Annotated in this window: 12 protein-coding genes; 5 read left to right on the top strand and 7 right to left on the bottom strand. The window is 70.6% G+C overall.

Annotated features, from left to right (window positions below):
* Position 1 precedes the first annotated feature (1 nt).
* From iolD to iolC, 4 genes are read right to left on the bottom strand one after another with little or no spacing between them, the layout of a single operon-like run.
* A complete protein-coding gene (gene iolD / locus EFK10_RS44905) occupies positions 2 to 1,873 on the bottom strand; it encodes a 3D-(3,5/4)-trihydroxycyclohexane-1,2-dione acylhydrolase (decyclizing) (RefSeq protein ID WP_127361404.1) in 1,872 nt (623 codons plus the stop codon).
* Positions 1,870 to 2,793, bottom strand: a complete 924-nt coding sequence (gene iolB / locus EFK10_RS44900; protein WP_127361403.1) for a 5-deoxy-glucuronate isomerase — start codon at positions 2,791 to 2,793, stop codon at positions 1,870 to 1,872. Before iolB ends, iolD begins: the two co-directional genes overlap by 4 nt.
* A 28-nt stretch (positions 2,794 to 2,821) precedes the next feature.
* A complete protein-coding gene (locus EFK10_RS44895; RefSeq protein ID WP_127361402.1) occupies positions 2,822 to 3,700 on the bottom strand; it encodes a Cgl0159 family (beta/alpha)8-fold protein in 879 nt (292 codons plus the stop codon).
* On the bottom strand, positions 3,697 to 4,653 hold the full coding sequence (gene iolC, locus EFK10_RS44890) for a 5-dehydro-2-deoxygluconokinase (RefSeq protein ID WP_127361401.1): 957 nt from the start codon (positions 4,651 to 4,653) through the stop codon (positions 3,697 to 3,699). The genes EFK10_RS44895 and iolC overlap by 4 nt, the downstream gene beginning before the upstream one ends.
* 383 nt (positions 4,654 to 5,036) lie before the next feature.
* Here iolC and EFK10_RS44885 point away from each other — a divergent pair, with 383 nt between their 5' ends.
* From EFK10_RS44885 to EFK10_RS44875, 3 genes are all read left to right on the top strand, one after another.
* Positions 5,037 to 5,948, top strand: coding sequence for a sugar phosphate isomerase/epimerase family protein (locus EFK10_RS44885; RefSeq protein WP_127361400.1), 912 nt, complete (start codon positions 5,037 to 5,039; stop codon positions 5,946 to 5,948).
* Positions 5,949 to 5,968: 20 nt separating this feature from the next.
* On the top strand, positions 5,969 to 6,991 hold the full coding sequence (locus tag EFK10_RS44880; protein ID WP_127361399.1) for a Gfo/Idh/MocA family protein: 1,023 nt from the start codon (positions 5,969 to 5,971) through the stop codon (positions 6,989 to 6,991).
* Positions 6,992 to 7,203: 212 nt separating this feature from the next.
* On the top strand, positions 7,204 to 8,238 hold the full coding sequence (locus tag EFK10_RS44875) for a Gfo/Idh/MocA family protein (protein ID WP_127361398.1): 1,035 nt from the start codon (positions 7,204 to 7,206) through the stop codon (positions 8,236 to 8,238).
* A gap of 55 nt (positions 8,239 to 8,293) precedes the next feature.
* Here the strand turns inward: EFK10_RS44875 and EFK10_RS44870 are convergent, their stop codons facing one another.
* A complete protein-coding gene (locus EFK10_RS44870; protein ID WP_407647269.1) occupies positions 8,294 to 10,450 on the bottom strand; it encodes an N-acetylmuramoyl-L-alanine amidase in 2,157 nt (718 codons plus the stop codon).
* Positions 10,451 to 11,099: 649 nt separating this feature from the next.
* A complete protein-coding gene (locus EFK10_RS44865; protein ID WP_240677862.1) occupies positions 11,100 to 12,731 on the bottom strand; it encodes a hypothetical protein in 1,632 nt (543 codons plus the stop codon).
* A 163-nt stretch (positions 12,732 to 12,894) separates the two neighbouring features.
* Between EFK10_RS44865 and EFK10_RS44860 the strand changes: the two genes are divergently transcribed.
* Together EFK10_RS44860 and EFK10_RS44855 are read left to right on the top strand one after the other, a co-directional pair.
* Entirely contained in the window at positions 12,895 to 14,229 is a 1,335-nt protein-coding gene (locus EFK10_RS44860) for a serine hydrolase domain-containing protein (protein ID WP_127361396.1), read from the top strand.
* A 42-nt stretch (positions 14,230 to 14,271) separates the two neighbouring features.
* Positions 14,272 to 14,790, top strand: coding sequence for an FBP domain-containing protein (locus tag EFK10_RS44855; protein ID WP_127361395.1), 519 nt, complete (start codon positions 14,272 to 14,274; stop codon positions 14,788 to 14,790).
* A 74-nt stretch (positions 14,791 to 14,864) separates the two neighbouring features.
* Here EFK10_RS44855 and EFK10_RS44850 read toward each other — a convergent pair whose 3' ends face one another.
* Positions 14,865 to 16,085 (bottom strand): chitinase, encoded by a 1,221-nt coding sequence (locus EFK10_RS44850; protein ID WP_127361394.1) that lies wholly within the window; start codon positions 16,083 to 16,085, stop codon positions 14,865 to 14,867.
* Between the last annotated feature and the right edge of the window lie 190 nt (positions 16,086 to 16,275).

The raw sequence follows: 16,275 nt of genomic DNA, 5'->3' as shown, positions 1-16,275 counted from the left end.
ACTACAGGTGGCGGCGGCGGTCGGCGACGTGGCGTTCGTACGTCTTGCGGGCCTCGATGGCGGCCTCGCGGGAGGCGACCTCGGCCACCGGCACGTCCCACCAGGCCTGCGCGGCGGGGGCGCTCGGGGTGGGGTCGGTCTCGACGTAGACGCAGGTCGGCCGGTCGGAGGCGCGGGCTGCGGCGAGGGCCGCGCGCAGTTCGCGTACGGTCTCGGCGCGGATCACGTCCATGCCGAGGCTTGCGGCGTTGGCGGCCAGGTCCACGGGGAGCGGGTCGCCGCTGAAAGTGCCGTCGGCCGCGCGGTAGCGGTAGGCGGTGCCGAAGCGCTCGCCGCCGGTCTCCTCGGAGAGGCCGCCGATGGAGGCGTAGCCGTGGTTCTGGATGAGGACGAGGTTGACGTTGATGCCCTCCTGGACGGCGGTGACGATCTCGGTCGGCATCATCAGATACGTACCGTCGCCGACCAGTGACCAGACGGGCGTCTCCGGCGCGGCCATGCGCACGCCGATGCCGGCCGGGATCTCGTAGCCCATGCAGGAGTAGCCGTACTCCAGGTGGTACTGGCGGGGGCTGCGGGCGCGCCAGAGCTTGTGGAGGTCGCCGGGGAGGGAGCCGGCGGCGTTGATGACCACGTCGTCGTCGCCGACCACGGAGTCCAGGGTGCCCAGCAGCTGGGTCTGGGTGGGGCGGGCGTCCTCGTCGGGGGCGGCGTAGGCGGCCTCGACCACGCTGTCCCAGCGCTCCTTGCCGGCGCGGTACTCGGCCTCGTACGCCGAGTCCACGCGGTGGCCGGCGAGGTCTGCGGTGAGCGCTTCGAGCCCGGCGCGGGCGTCGGCGACCAGGGAGAGGGCGCCGAGCTTGTGGGCGTCGAAGGAAGTGATGTTGAGGTTGAGGAAGCGGACGTTCGGGCCCTGGAAGAGGGTGGAGGAGGCGGTGGTGAAGTCGCTGTAGCGGGTGCCGATGCCGATGACCAGGTCGGCGGTGCGCGCCAGGTCGTCGGAGACGGCGGTGCCGGTGTGGCCGATGCCGCCGAGGTCGGCGGGGTGGTCGTGGCGCAGCGAGCCCTTGCCGGCCTGGGTGGAGGCGACGGGGATGCCGGTGGCGTCGGCCAGTTCGCGCAGCGCGTCCTCGGCCTCGCTGTGGTGGACGCCGCCGCCGGCGACGATCAGCGGCCTGCGCGCGCCGCGTACGGCTGCCGCCGCGTCCGCGAGTGCGGCGGGGTCGGCGGCCGGGCGGCGTACGTGCCAGACCCGCTCGGCGAAGAACTCCTCGGGCCAGTCGAAGGCCTCGGCCTGTACGTCCTGCGGCATGGCGAGCGTGACGGCGCCGGTCTCGGCGGGGTCGGCCAGCACGCGCATGGCGCCCAGCGCGGCGGGGATCAGCGACTCGGGGCGTACGACGCGGTCGAAGTAGCGGGAGACCGGCCGCAGCGCGTCGTTGACCGAGATGTCGCCGGAGACGGGGTGCTCCAGCTGCTGCAGCACCGGGTCGGCGACCCGGGTGGCGAAGGAGTCGCCGGGGAGCAGCAGGACGGGGATGCGGTTGACGGTCGCCAGGGCCGCGCCGGTGACGAGGTTGGTGGCGCCGGGGCCGATGGAGGTGGTGACGGCCTGCGCGGAGAGCCGGTTGAGCTGGCGGGCGTAGCCGACGGCGGCGTGCACCATGGCCTGCTCGTTGCGGCCCTGGTGATAGGGCATCACGTCCTGGGCCTCGACGAGCGCCTGGCCGATGCCCGCGACATTGCCATGGCCGAAGATGCCCCAGGTCCCGCTGATCAGCCGGCGGCGTACGCCGTCCCGCTCGGTGTACTGGGCGGACAGGAACCGCACCAGCGCCTGGGCTACGGTCAGACGGCGGACGGACTGGCTCATCGGGACCTCTCGGGGGACTCGGCGGTGGGCTGGGCGGGGGCTTCCGGGGCGGCGGTGTAGAGCGGCAGACGGGGGTCGACGGGCTGCTGCGGCCAGGTGTCGCGGATCCAGGCGTGGTCGGGGTGGTCGCAGATCAGCCAGGCGCGCTCGGCGCCCGGTCCCGCCATGACGTTGAGGTAGTACATGTCGTGGCCGGGGACGGCCATGGACGGGCCGTGCCAGCCGTCGGGGATCAGGACGACGTCACCGTCGCGGACCTCGGCGAGGACGTCGGTGTTGCGGCCGTTGCCGGACGGGGAGACCCGCTGGTAGCCGGTGCCGTCCTTGCCGTGGGCGCGCGCGATCTCGAAGTAGTAGATCTCCTCCAGCCGCGACTCCCCCTCGCGGTCCTCGTCGTGCTTGTGCGGCGGGAAGGAGGACCAGTTGCCGCCCGGTGTGATCACCTCGACCGCGATGAGCTTGTCGCACTCGAAGACCCCGGCCGCGCCGAAGTTGTTGACCTGGCGGCTGCAGTTGCCGCTGCCGCGCAGCTCGACCGGCACCGACGAGGCGGGCCCGTAACGGGCGGGCAGCCGCCGTTCGCAGCGCGCGCCGGTGAGGGCGAAGCGCCCGCCGGCCTTGCTGGCGATCGACACGTGCGCGTCCCGGGGGGCGTACGCGAAGTCGCTGACACCCGCGAAGACGCTCTCGCGCCCGGCGAGCCGGAAGGTCGCGCCCTCGACGGCGACGGTGCAGGAACCGGAGAGCGGCAGCACGATCCATTCGCTGTCGCCGGTGGCGAAGTCGTGCCAGCCGCCGGGCGGCAGTTCGAGGATCCTCAGGGAGGAGTATCCCCAGCCGGCCCGCCCGGGGTCGATGTCGACGGCGTAGGGGCCGTCGGCGGCCTTGCCGGCCGCCAGGTGGTATTCGGTGCTGGTCATGGTCCGAGCCTCCCCTTGTCCGTCTCCGTCACAGCAGTCCGACGGCCGTGTCGACGGCGGTCTCGACGCTTCCGTCGGCCGGGTAGAGCAGCGAGCGGCCGACGACCAGGCCCTGGACGGTCGGCAGGCGCAGCGCCTTGCGCCATTTCTCGTACGCGGCGTCCTGCTCCTTGCCGACCTCGCCGCCGAGGAGGACGGCCGGCAGTGTCGAGGTCTCCATGACCTCGGCCATCTCGTCGACGTCGTTGGTCACCGGCACCTTCAGCCAGGTGTACGCGGAGGTGCCGGCCAGGCCGGAGGCGATGGCGATGGACTTGGTGACCGCCTCGGCGCTCAGGTCGTTCACCACCTTGCCGTCGACGCGGCGGGAGATGAAGGGCTCGACGAAGACCGGGAGGTGCCGCTCAGCCATGTCGTCGATGGCGCGGGCGGTGGAGAGCATGGTGGTCAGCGAGCCGGCGTCCTGGTAGTCGATACGCAGGAGGAGCTTGCCCGCGTCGAAGCCCAGGCGGGCTATGTCCTGGGCGCGGTGGCCGGTGAAGCGGTCGTCGAGCTCGAAGGCGGCGCCGGAGAGGCCGCCACGGTTCATCGAGCCCATGACGACCTTGCCCTCGAGGGCGCCGAGCAGCAGCAGGTCCTCGAGGATGTCGGCGGTGGCGAGCACCCCGTCGACGCCGGGGCGCGCGAGCGCTACGCAGAGCCGTTCCAGCATGTCGGCGCGGTTGGCCATGGCGAACTTGCGGTCGCCGACGGCCAGCGCGCCGCGCGCCGGATGGTCGGCGGCGACGATCATCAGCCGGCCGCTGTCGCCGATCAGGGGGCGTCGCAGGCGTCCGGCGGCCGCCTCGGCGATGGCCTCCGGATGCTGGGTCCGCACCTTGACCAGGTCGGAGATGCTGATGGTCAACGGTCGCTCTCTTCTCGCAGGAGGTCCTCGACCTCGGTCTCGGTGGGCATCGCGGACGAGCAGGCGAGCCGGGATGCGACCAGGGCGCCGGCGGCGTTGGCGTAGCGCATGATCCGCTCCAGTTGCCAGCCGGCGAGCAGGCCGTGCACCAGCGATCCGCCGAAGGCGTCGCCCGCGCCGAGGCCGTTGACCACCTCGACCGGGACCGGCGGCACCTCCGCGACGGTGCCGTCGCGGTGCACGGCGAGGACGCCCTTGGGGCCCTGCTTGACGACGGCGAGTTCGACGCCTGCGTCGAGCAGCGCCCGCGCGCAGGCCATCGGTTCGCGTAGGCCGGTGGCCACCTCGCACTCGTCGAGGTTGCCGACGGCGACGGTGACGTGCTTCAGGGCCTGGGTGTAGTAGCCGCGGGCCTCGGCGGGGTCCCTCCAGAACATCGGGCGCCAGTCGAGGTCGAAGATCGTGATGCCGCTCCTGGCGCGGGCCCCCAGCGCGGCCAGCGTCGCCGAACGGCTGGGTTCCTCGCAGAGCCCGGTGCCGGTGATCCAGAAAACGTGTGCCTCGCGCACCGCGTCCAGGTCCAGCTCCTCGGCGCGAATCTCCAGGTCAGGGGCCTTGGGCAGCCGGTAGAAGTACAGTGGGAAGTTGTCAGGAGGGAAAATCTCACAGAAGGTGACCGGCGTCGGATAGGCGGCCACCGGGGTGACCCATCGGTCGTCGACGCCGAACTCCTTGAGCGCCTGACGGCAGTACTCGCCGAAGGGATCGTTCCCGGTGCGGCTGATCACAGCGGTGGAGCGGCCGAGCCGGGCGGCGGCCACCGCGACGTTGGTGGCCGAGCCGCCGAGGAACTTCCCGAACGTCTCGACCTGCGGCAGCGGCACACCTGTCTGGAGGGGGTAGATGTCCACCCCGATCCGGCCCATCGTGATCAGGTCGTACGGCTCGGTCATGAGCGGGACTCCTCGTCGATCGTTGCGTGCGGGCCGCTGCCCTGCCTCCTCAGGTCTAGCCCGGCAAGCCAACACCTGTCAACGCTTTGTCATGACAAACAAACACCGTCGTAATGAATTGATGTCCTAACAAACTCTTGACACGAGCTGCGCCGAGGGGGTTTGCTCCCGTTCTGCGACGGGCGTGTTGGCGCCGAGCTTCCTTTCCCCTCGACGCAGTGAGGTGCGTGACAGGACGTCCTTATGTCAGTACTAAGTATTGACGGTCGTCCACCGGACGGCGAAGCTTCAACCGACGGAGCTTCGCGGGCGTCCCGCTTCCGTGTACACCTTGATCCACGATGGCCCCCGGTCAGCGAAGACCGGTGAGAGGAGCCCTCCCCATGACCGCCCCCTCCCCCGCTCTGGACCGGATCCGGATCGGCTCGGCACCCGACTCGTGGGGCGTCTGGTTCCCCGACGACCCGCAGCAGGTCCCCTGGCAGCGCTTCCTGGACGAAGTCGCCGACTCGGGCTACTCGTGGATCGAGCTGGGCCCGTACGGATACCTGCCGACCGACCCCGCCCGGCTCGGCGAGGAGACCTCCCGCCGGGGGCTGACCGTCTCCGCCGGCACCGTCTTCACCTCCCTCCACAAGGGCGAGGCAGTCTGGGACGCCACCTGGAACCACGTCAGCGAGGTCGCCGCACTCACCCAGGCGATGGGCGCCCGGCACCTGGTCGTCATCCCCTCCTTCTGGCGTGACGACAAGACCGCCGAGATCATCGACGACGTCGAGCTGAGCAGCGCGCAGTGGCACGACCTGGCCACCGGCATGGAGCGGCTGGGCCGGCAGGTCCGCGACACGTACGGGCTGGACATCGTCGTCCACCCGCACGCCGACACCCACATCGACACCGAGCGGCACGTCGAGCAGTTCCTCGACGCGACCGACTCCGGCCTGGTCAACCTCTGCCTAGACACCGGGCACTACGCCTACTGCGGCGGCGACAGCGTCAAGCTCATCGAGACGTACGGGGAGCGGATCGGCTACCTGCACCTCAAGCAGGTCGACCCCGAGATCCTGGCCGACGTACGCGCCAACGGCGTCCCGTTCGGGCCCGCCGTCAAGCGCGGCGTGATGTGCGAGCCGCCGGGCGGCGTGCCCGCGCTGGAGCCGGTGCTGGCCGCCGCGCAGAGCCTGGGCGTCGACCTGTTCGCCATCGTCGAGCAGGACATGTACCCCTGCCCGCCGGACCAGCCGCTGCCGATCGCCCGGCGCACCCGCAAGTTCCTCCGCTCCTGCGGGGCCTGACCACTACTTCGAGGGACGAGATGACTCAGCAGGGAACACTCGGCGTCGCCGTCATCGGCACCGGCCGGATGGGCGCGGACCACGTGCGCCGGATCAACGACGTGATCAGCGGCGCCCGCGTCGCCGCCGTCGTGGACATCGACGCCGAGCGCGTCAAGGCGATCGCCGGCGGCATCGAGGGCTGCGCCGCGTACACCGACCCGGCGCAGGCGATGGCCGACCCGGGCGTGGACGCCGTACTCATCGCCTCGCCCGGACCGGCCCACGAGGCCGCGCTGCTGGCCGCCTTCGAGCAGGACCTCCCCGTGCTGTGCGAGAAGCCGCTCACCCCGGACGCCGCCTCCGCGCTGCGGGTCCTGGAGGCCGAGCAGAAGCTGGGTCACCGCCGGGTCCAGGTCGGCTTCATGCGCCGGTACGACCGGGAGTACCTGAAGCTCAAGGCGCTGCTGGCCTCCGGCGAGCTGGGCCGCCCGCTGATGCTGCACAACCGGCACCGCAACGCCTCTGTACTGCCCGGCTTCACCAACGCCATGCTCATCAACGACTCGGTGGTGCACGAGATGGACGTGACCCGCTGGCTGCTGGACCAGGAGATCACCGCCGTCACGGTGCTGCGGCCGAAGGCCTCCGGGAATGCCCCGGAGGGCCTGGACGACCCGCAGTTCGTGATCTTCGAGACGGACGGCGGCGCACTGGTCGACGTCGAGATCAACGTCAGCTGCGGCTTCGGCTACCAGGTGCAGGCCGAGGCGGTGTGCGAGAGCGGCACGGCCCGGATCGGCGACATCCACGACCTGCTCGTCAACACCGCCGGCCGCTGGGGCGGCACCATCGCCCCGGACTTCGTCGAGCGCTTCGAGGACGCGTACGACCGCCAGGTGCAGGCCTGGGTCGACGCCACCCGGCGCGGCGAGGTCACCGGCCCGAGCACCTGGGACGGTTACGCGGCCGCCGCCGTGTGCGAGGCCGGCGTCCGCGCCCAGGCCGAGGGCCACCGGGTCGAGGTCGAGCTGATCGACCGCCCCGCGCTGTACGGGAGCTGAGCCGACATGAAGCTCGCGCTCGACCCGTACATGATCCGGCACATCCCGCTGCTGGAGCTGCCCGCCGTGGAGTCCAACCTGTTCATGCGCGACACGATCAGGGAGTACGTCGCCGCCTGGTGAGGGCCCGTCATCTGCGCGGGCGGGGAGTCGCCTCCCCAGCCCTCCGCCCGCGCTCACCACCGCCCCTGCCACGGAAGGGTGTTCACCCCATGCGCATTGCACAGCTCGGCGTCGGCCGCATCGGTACCTTTCACGCGGCGACCCTGCACGACCATGCCGACGTCCATGAACTGCTGATCGCCGACGCCGATCCGGCGCGCGCCGCGGCGACCGCCGAGCGGCTCGGGGCCGGTGCCCGGGCTCTCGGGTCGGTGGACGAGGTCTTCGCGCCGGACGCCGTGGACGCCGTCGTCATCACCTCGGCCACCGCCGCGCACGCCGAGCTGATCCGCCGTGCCGCGCGGGCCGGGCTGCCCGCCTTCTGCGAGAAGCCGATCGCCTCCGACCTTTCCGGCACCATGGCTGCCCTGCGGGAGGTCGAGGCGGCCGGGACCGTACTGCAGATGGGCTTCCAGCGCCGCTTCGACCCGGGCTACCGGGCCGCCCGCGAGGCCGTACGCGGCGGGCGCATCGGCCGGCTGCACACCGCCCGGGCCATCACCTCCGACATGGCCCCACCGCCCCCGGAGTTCATCACGCTGTCCGGCGGGCTCTACCGGGACTGCCTGGTCCATGACTTCGACATCCTGCGCTGGGTCACCGGCCACGAGATCACCGAGGTGTACGCGATCGGCGCCAACGGCGGCGCGAGCTTCTTCGCCGAGGCCGGCGACGTCGACACCGCGGCCGTACTCCTGACCCTGGACGGCGGGGCGCTGGCCACCGCGACCGCCACCCGCTACAACGGCGCCGGCCACGACATCCGCCTCGAAGTCTGCGGCACCGCCGACACCATCGCCGTCGGCGTCGGCCCCCGCACCCCCGTCACCTCCGTCGAAGCCGGTTCCGCCCCCGGCGTCCCCGACCCCTGGACCGGTTTCCTCGACCGCTTCGGCTCCGCCTACCGGGCCGAACTCGCCGCATTCCTGCGGGTCGTGACCGGCGACCTGGTCAATCCCTGCGACGGCCGGGACGCCCTCGCCGCGCTGTTGGTCGCCGAGGCCTGCGAGGTGTCGCGGCACGAACGGCGGCCGGTGGAGGTCGCGGAGATCGCCGACCGGGCCGCCAAGCCGGACGCGGCCTGACGCATCGGCGCCCGGCCCGGGCAGGCAAGCTACGGGCCGGGCGCCGACGTTCACGTCACTTGATGTAGACCAGGCCGTCAGTGGTGACGGTCGGGCGGCCGCTGGTTCCGACCACGACGATCTTGACGGTGTGCTTGGCGCTGCTGGACCAGCTCTTGGTCCAGATCGCCTGGCGGTACTTGGTGGTGGTGGACTTCAGATCCACCGTGGTGACCTTGACCCCGTCCACGTAGACGTAGGCCTGGCCTGACGCGGAGGCACGGGAGACCACCCAGGCCGCAGACCGGCCGGTGAAGGTCCATGTCAGAGCGGCGCCCTTGGAACCGCTGGAGTAGGACTTGCCACCCAGGTAACTGCTGGACGACTTCGTGGTCCACGTGCCGGACTTGACAGCCGACGTCTCCTGCAGGATCACCGGGGTGTAGGCGAGCGAGGAAGTGCGGTAGTTGCCCGCGTAGTCGAAGGCCCGCATCGACCAGGTCGTGGCCGCGCCGGACTTGACGGTGTGGTTCGCGCTGGTGGTCGTCGGTCCGTAGGTCGCCGCGGTCGGGGCCAGCAGCTGGACCTGCTTCAGCGCGGCGTTGTCGGAGGCCGCCCAGCTCAGCTTGACCGGCACGGCACTGGTGCTGACCGTACCGGTGCGCAGAGAAAGCCCGGGTGTGGTGGTGAAGGACGGCGCCGTGGTCTCGGCCATGAAGGCCAGCGCGCTGGTCGTCGTCGTCTTGCCGGACTGGTGTACCGCCCGGATCTTCACCGTGTGCGCACCGAGCGCCAGGGTGGCCTGCGCGGAGGTCGCGGTCGGGGCAGCGGTGGCTGCGACCTTGTCGTCCACCAGCAGCTCGAACTTCGAGATCAGCGAGTCCGGTGTGGTGGCCGACCAGTTCACCGTGATCGGGCCCTTGGTGTAGTACTTCGAGCCCGAAAGGCCCGCACCGGACACCGACTTGACGGCAAGGCCCTGCACCGGCCCGGCTGCCCAGGTACGGATGGTCGGCAGCTGGGCGTAGAGCTGGCTGCCGGGGCACTCGGTGTTGTAGGCGTCGCGGTGACCGGAGATCCGGTTGAACGTGTACTTCGAACCCGCGGTGAACGCGGTGCCGGTGTAGTTGGTCTGGGTCGCGCCCGCAGTCAGCTGTACGGTGCCGGCGGGGTCACCCCCGTACTGACCGAGCTTCCACGCGGCGATCTTGGCAACCGAGGCCAGTGCCGCCTTGGAGGGCGCGACCGTGTTGTAGTCACCGAGCATGGAGATGCCGGTGGACTCCCGGTTGAATCCGTAGGTGTGCGCGCCCAGGACCGGCAGGTCCACGCCGCCCTTGCGGCCCTCGAAGATCGTGCCGCATTTGTCGACCAGGAAGTTGTAGCCGATGTCGTTCCAGCCGTTGCTCTTGACGTGGTACTCGTAGATGCCGCGTACGATCGCCGCCGATTCGTCGCATGTGTAGTCGTTGGTGCCCGCGGTGTGGTGAACGAACACCGCCTTCACATCGGCGTTGTACTCCGAGGGGTCCGGGCTGATCGACTCGTCCGCGCCCCAGCCGGCGCGCGACACGATGGACGGCTTCGGCGCCGTCGACGCCGGTGCGGTCGGAGTGGTGGCCGTCGGCGAGACCGAGGCGGTCGGTGACACGGAGTCCGTCGGCGAGACCGAGGCGGTCGGCGACACGGAGTCCGTCGGCGACGCCGAAGCGGTCGGCGACACGGAGTCCGTCGGCAACACGGAAGCGGTCGGCGACACGGAGTCCGTCGGCAACACGGAGTCCGTCGGCGACGCCGAAGCGTCGACGGCGAAGGCCGCCTGCTTCGGACCGGCGTCTGCCGCCTTGGCCTCCTCAGCGCTCACACCGGGATCGACCAGGTCCAGCCGCAGACCGGCCGGCAGACCGCTCGACGCCGTTCCGTCATCGGCCACGACCCGCGCCTCGACGGCATCGGACGGCCCGACCCACAGCGGCTCACTCGCGCCGCGGATGCCGGCCCCGACCTCGTCGGGCAGAGCGTCGCTGGCCGCCAGCTTCTGCCAGCCGCTCCAATCACCCGTCTCGCTGCTGCGGGTCCGCACCTGAGCCGTGCCCTTGATCTGCGCCTTCACAGCGTTCCAGCTGACGCCCAGCATCGAGAACGGCCCGGTGTCCGTCTGCGGCAGCTCCCGCTTACGGCTGCCCGCCTCCTTGAGGGCGAGGGCGTGTACCCCGCCCTTGCGGACCTTCATCTGCCCTCCGTCATCCGACGGATTGGCCAACGCGACAGCCACAACACCGGTGCTCCCCAGCACCACCGCGCCGACGGTCAGCCAAACCCGGCGCTTCAAACTCAGCGGCCTGTACGCATGCGTTCTACGCGGGCTCAATGCGCCCCACTCCTCATAAGTTGCTTGCGACCCGCCAGTCACAGAGGGGGCCTGTTCTATTCAGCGTCCACAGCCCCGAAAACGTCACAGCAGACTCTTAGGAATCAAGCTCGACCCATGGCTTCACCCACATTGTCATGGCGCGGACAAAGTTCGGCCAAGCCGAGTCCACTCATCGCAAAGGGTCTACCCGCATAGAACTCCCCGGTGCCCGCCCTGTCGGACCTCGGCCTCAGCTGAACCGGCCCCGCACCATCACACCCTGCGCCCCGCCGCCCGCACTGGCGGGGCCGCACTCGTCGAAGCCGCCCGGGCAGGGGCTGGGGCCTGTCCGGTCGATCTCCGCGGCGTCGCGTGCCTCCCCCAGCCTGGCGGCTGGGTGGGGGTCCTCCCCCTGGCTTCGCCGGGGGCACCCCCACCGGTCGGAGTCTGGGGGAGAGTGCCCCCACCGCCTTGCGATCGCAGGCGCCGGACCACGCTCCTTCTCCCACGGAGATCGGCCGGACAGGCCCTAGTAGCCCGTGCCGAAGGTCGAGACGACGTAGGCGCACTCCGTGTAGATGTAGCCGTACCTGAGCTTGGCCGTGTCGGTGCCGACGGTCGCGGTGGAGGAGCCCGTGGACTTGTGGAGGAAGTAGGTCGTCCCGGCGGGCAGACTGATCGTCTTCTTGGGGTAGTTCGTGTTGCTCTTGCACGCGGAGAACGACGCGGTCAGCTCGCTGGAGTACGTCGAGCAGCTGCCGCACGCCTTGAGCTTGAAGCTGCCGGTGACGGGGCCGGTGTAGAGGATCTCGACCTCGTCGGGACTGTCGTTGCTGACCGTGACGGAGATGCTGCCGCCCGAGGACATCGAGGGCAGGTGCTTGCCGGCGGCGGGCGTCTCCTTGGCGATCTCCGCGGCTATGGCGATCTTCTTGGCGCGCGGGCGGTTCTTGTCGTTCTTGTACTTGCTGACAAAGCCGTTCAGCGTGTCGAGCGCCGCGCTGAAGTCGCCGCTCTTGTACTCGTCCACGCCACAGGCGTACGTACCCGCCTGCACCTGCCGGTCCGCCTTCGCGGCGTCCTTGCTGAGCGCGGCGGCAACTCCCGCCTTTTCGCCGGGCAGGACCGAGGCCTGGGCGCTGAGGGTGTTCAGACGCACGTTGGCCGAGCAGGGGTCCTTGCCCTTCAGACCCTTGGCGGCCTTGTCGATCATGGAGCTGACGGCGGGTTCGACCTTCGCGGCCTGCCGGGACTTGGGGAAGCTGGTCAGCAGTTCGCCGAGATCCCCGCCGTCCGAAGTGGCGCCGGCGGCGGAGGCTAGGTCATTCACCCCGCACTCGTAGAGGGAGGTGGCGAGCCGGTCGTCGGGCCAGGTGGCCAGCGAACCGAGGTCCTTCTCGCCAACGGTGCCGGGCAGGGTGCGCAGGTACTTCAGGGGTGCGATCGCCTCGCAGTACTTCTTCTCGTCGTAGGGCGAACCGATCGTGCTGTAGTACGTGCTCAGGCTGTCCGGAACACGTTTGGCCGCCCTCGAGTCCAGGTGGCCGTCCTTGAGGTCGCGGTATACGCCCAGCGCCTTGCGGTAATCGGGCTCCGCCGTGTCGAACGAGGTGCCCTTGGCGGCCTTGACCAGCCGGTCGGCCTCGTCGAGGCGGCCGAGGAGCATCTGCTCCGTCGCCTCGTCACGCGCCCCGTCGTACAGGACCACGCCCCAGACCGGCACCGCGAGGAGCACCAGTGCCAGCGCGATGGCGACGTACGAATGCGGCGGCCAGGCCAGCGGGGTGCGCAGGCCGCGGAACGCGCCGTGAAGGGCGGCGAGCGCAAGGAAGACGACGTACGCGGTGAGTACGCCGCCGGAAACGCCGTCCGGGTCGGCGGGTAAGGCGACCAACAGCAGGACGGCCGTCGCGATCCAGCACACGGCCATCGCGAGCCAGCGGCGCAGCAGGGCGTAACCCAGCCCGAGGCCAGTGAGGTTGAGCAGACCGACCGCCACGGCCCGCAGCGGGTCCGCCGGCCCGAGCGGCACAAGCGGTGCGGGCGGCATGGGCGGTGCGGGCGGCACGTAGGGCGGGTGGGACGGCTGCGGCGGCACGAAGCGCCCGAACTCCCCGGATCCCTCGGCCCTTTCGGCCCCACCCTGCTGATCCCAAGCCATCGCGACTCCCCCCAGTCGTCGAACGCGCACCATGCGTATCCGATTGTATGGGCCCGCACCCACACCGGAAAAGACCTCTGGGCCCCTTGGGGCCGAGGTCAGGGGGCTGCCCGGGTCCGTAGGCTCTGAGGTGGCCGACGTAATCCGAGCGGAGAGGGCAAGCATGCTGGACGGGTTGGGCGAGTACTGCGCCGAGGTGCTGGCGGAACACGACTGCCCCTCGGTGTCGGTGGCCGTGGCCGAGCGGGGCAAGGTGGTCCTGGCGGAGGCGTACGGGCTGGCCGATATGGCTGCGGGGCGGCCGGCCACGCCCGGGACGGCGTACGTGCTGGCCTCGATCACCAAGCCGATGACGGCCACCGCGGTCTGTGTCGCCGCCGACGAAGGGCTGCTGGACCTGGACGCTCCGGTGCCGGGCGAGTTCGCGTGGCCCGCACCGACGCTGCGTCAGTTGCTGTGGCACCGGGGCGGTTTCGGGGCGCACTACGACTTCCAGTACGGGGACGGCGTCGACGGCCGGACGATCGACGCTGACCGCTACGCCGTGCTCTACCGGGAGCCGGGAAGCGGCTTCGAGTACGCGAACCTGGGATACCGGGCCCTCGGCCAGGCACTGGAGGCGGCGAGCGGCCAGGAGTTGGGGAAGTTCGTGCGCGAGCGGGTCTTCGAGCCGCTCGGCCTCAAGGGCTGCCGGCTGGGGGCGACGTATACGGGCGCGGGGGACTCGGCGGTGCCGTACTCGATCGACGGGCGCCCCTACCCGCAGCGCCGGACCAGCCATCCCGGGGCGACCCTGGGCTGGGCCGACGCCGGTGAGCTGGCGGTCTTCGCCCAGTCGTACGAGCGGCTGCTGAAGCCGGCGACGGCGCTGGCGGTGCGCGACGCCCTGCCGATCAACGGGCGCCTCGGCTACGGGCTCGGCTGGTGCGTGTCGTACGGCGGTGGCGGGCCGGTGGTGCAGAGCCATGGCGGAAGGATGGGCGGGGTGGCGGTCATGGTGGCCGCCGTGCCGGAGCAACAGCTTTCGGTGGCGGTGCTGACCAACTCCACCGGCAGTACGGCCCGTGACGCGATCGTCCGGCACGTGCTGGGCGCGTTGGTCCCTGGCTATACAGACGAGCTGATCAGCCCGGTGCTAGACGACCCCGAGCGCCCGGTGGAGCTGCCGGAGGGTGCGTGGGCGGGCCGGATCAGCACGCCGGAGGGCGACGTGCCGGTCGAGCTGCGGCTGCTGGCCGACCGCCGGGTCGAGCTGCGGCTGGACGGCAAGACCGCCACCGGCCCCGCCGTGGCATCGGAGGCCTGGGATCTGCGGCTCGCGCTGCCGCTGCAGCTGCCGACCGCCGATGCGCGGGTCAACAGCCCCCTGCTGGCCCTGGGCCTCCGCCTCGGCGAGGGGCGGCTGACCGGGGTCGCCTGCGCGCACAAGGACGGTGACCGGGGGGGCTGGCTCGGCAACTTTCTGAGTCACCGCTGTGAACTGCGGCCCGCGCCGTAATTCCCGCGACACCGCGGCGCCGCGGTGTTAGTTTCCGGCACCATGGATCCGATCGACGAGACCCAGATCCGCGGATCGTTCGCCAACTGCTCGAAGGGCGAAGCCCGCAGGCTGAGCCTCCCCCGGGGCGGTCTGGACGCCCTCCCCTGGGCCGACCTGGACTTCCTGGGCTGGCGCGACCCCGGCGCTCCGGACCGGGGCTACCTGGTCGCCGAGCGCGACGGCGAGCTGGTCGGGCTGACCCTGCGGGGGCCGTCGAGCGGGCGCCGGAGCCTGGTGCGGACCAGCCTGTGCTCGGTCTGCGTCACCTCCCACGCGGGCTCGGGGATCGAGCTGCTGACCGCGCCCAAGGTCGGCGCCGCCGGCCGCCAGGGAAACACCGTCGGCATCTACATGTGCGCCGACCTGGCGTGTTCGCTCTACGTACGGGAGAAGAAGACGTCGCTGCTGGTCCGGCGGTTCGAGGAGACGCTCACCGTGGACGAGAAGATCGCCCGTACTCGTTCCAACCTGACGCTGTTCATGGCCAAGGTCTTCGAGGGCGCCGGGACGAAGGCGTAAAGCGTGCGCTCGGCGACCCGGTTCCGGGCCGCCGAGCGCATGGCGTAAGGCGTAAGGCGATTGAAGGAGATCGCTCAGCAGGCACCCTCGTCGAGCCAGACGCCCCATTCACCGGTGGTGCCGGGCACCTCGTTCTGGGTCCACCACTTGGCCTTCCACTTGTGGCCGCTGTAGGAGACCTCGTTGCCGGCCGTGTAGATGGCGGTGCTGCTCCACGCGGCCACCGTGCAGGTGCCCGGGCTGGTCGGCGTGGGGGTCGGGGTGGGCGTAGTGGTGGGCGGGGTCGCGCCCGCGAACTTCACCGAGTACTTGGTGAAGTCGTACGCCGACTGCGTGACGCTGCTGCAGGTGCCCGAGGTGGTGCCGTTGTTGTCGGGCGGCGAGCACTGGCGGTCGCGGTTGACGGACCAGAAGGTGAAGCGGGCCATGCCGTGGCTGGTGGCGTAGTCCAGGACGGTCTGGAAGTCGGCCTGGTAGAAGTACTCGCCGGTGTCACTGCGGCCGTTCATGCCGGAGAAGCCCTCGTGGGCGTACGCGGTGGCGGCGCTCCAGCCGAACGTGGACTGGAGGATGGAGTTGAAGCTGGTGAGCGCACTGGTCTGGGCGGCCGCGTTGTTGAAGCCACCGTCGAACGGCATGATCGAGAAGTTGTTCGGCGTGAAGCCCTGCGACTTGGCCTCGTTGAGCATCTGCGTCCCGAACCAGCCGGTGCCGGCGGAGGTGCCGGCCGTGGTGACGGAGATGTAGATCCCGGGGTTGTTCTGCTGGAGGATCTTGGCGGCGCCGATCTCGTTGTGGATGGCCGCCGTGTTCTCGTACTCCGGCTCCTCGAGATCGAAGTCCATCGCCTTGAGGCTGTACTTGTTGATGACCTGCTGATATGCGGCCGCCGTCGCCTCCGGCGTCCCGCAGGTCTGGCCGAGCTTGGTGCCGCCGTAGCCGCCAATGGAGACGGACACGTCCCCGCCCTTGGCCCGGATGGTGTTGATCACGCCCGCAACGGCCGTGTCCGAGGAAACGGCGCCGGTGCCGTCCCAGGTGGGCGAACAGCCGCCCCCGTTCGGGGCCAGGATGAAGGCCAGCTGGAAGGCCTTCAGCCCGGTGGCGTCCATGACAGCCCCGGGATCCGGCGGATTGTTGTCCAGCGGCATGAGATAGGGCGCGGCGGCGTACCAGTTGCTGCTGAGCGTTGCAGCGGTAGCCGTCTGGCTGGTGGCGACGCCTGCCAGACCGGCGACCGCCAGCGCGGCCGCCAATCCTGCGGCGGCGAGTGAACTGAATCTGCGCGTGCGCACGGAACCCTCCGAGGGGGGAAGAGGGCCACAGCCCTCAACGGAGTGGTACAGACCAATGCCCCATAGGGTGGCCCGTTGAAGCGACCGCGTCAATGGATTGGACTGGACCAATTCACCCGGGGTTCAGCAGGGGCGACAATCAGTCGAGTAAGGGGCCGCGCAGATAGGTGGGGTGGAGGAAGGAGCGGGC

This window comes from Streptomyces soli, from assembly GCF_003999195.1.
Lineage (GTDB): Bacteria > Actinomycetota > Actinomycetes > Streptomycetales > Streptomycetaceae > Actinacidiphila > Actinacidiphila soli.
This window is presented reverse-complemented; position numbering and strand designations above follow the sequence as displayed.

Bases quoted from the DNA above. Each gene is read 5' to 3' on its own strand.
- iolD (WP_127361404.1), bottom strand. From the start codon at position 1,873: ATGAGCCAGTCCGTCCGCCGTCTGACCGTAGCCCAGGCGCTGGTGCGG.
- iolB (WP_127361403.1), bottom strand. From the start codon at position 2,793: ATGACCAGCACCGAATACCACCTGGCGGCCGGCAAGGCCGCCGACGGC.
- iolC (WP_127361401.1), bottom strand. From the start codon at position 4,653: ATGACCGAGCCGTACGACCTGATCACGATGGGCCGGATCGGGGTGGAC.
- EFK10_RS44885 (WP_127361400.1), top strand. From the start codon at position 5,037: ATGACCGCCCCCTCCCCCGCTCTGGACCGGATCCGGATCGGCTCGGCA.
- EFK10_RS44880 (WP_127361399.1), top strand. From the start codon at position 5,969: ATGACTCAGCAGGGAACACTCGGCGTCGCCGTCATCGGCACCGGCCGG.
- EFK10_RS44875 (WP_127361398.1), top strand. From the start codon at position 7,204: ATGCGCATTGCACAGCTCGGCGTCGGCCGCATCGGTACCTTTCACGCG.
- EFK10_RS44870 (WP_407647269.1), bottom strand. From the start codon at position 10,450: ATGAAGGTCCGCAAGGGCGGGGTACACGCCCTCGCCCTCAAGGAGGCG.
- EFK10_RS44865 (WP_240677862.1), bottom strand. From the start codon at position 12,731: ATGGCTTGGGATCAGCAGGGTGGGGCCGAAAGGGCCGAGGGATCCGGG.
- EFK10_RS44860 (WP_127361396.1), top strand. From the start codon at position 12,895: ATGCTGGACGGGTTGGGCGAGTACTGCGCCGAGGTGCTGGCGGAACAC.
- EFK10_RS44855 (WP_127361395.1), top strand. From the start codon at position 14,272: ATGGATCCGATCGACGAGACCCAGATCCGCGGATCGTTCGCCAACTGC.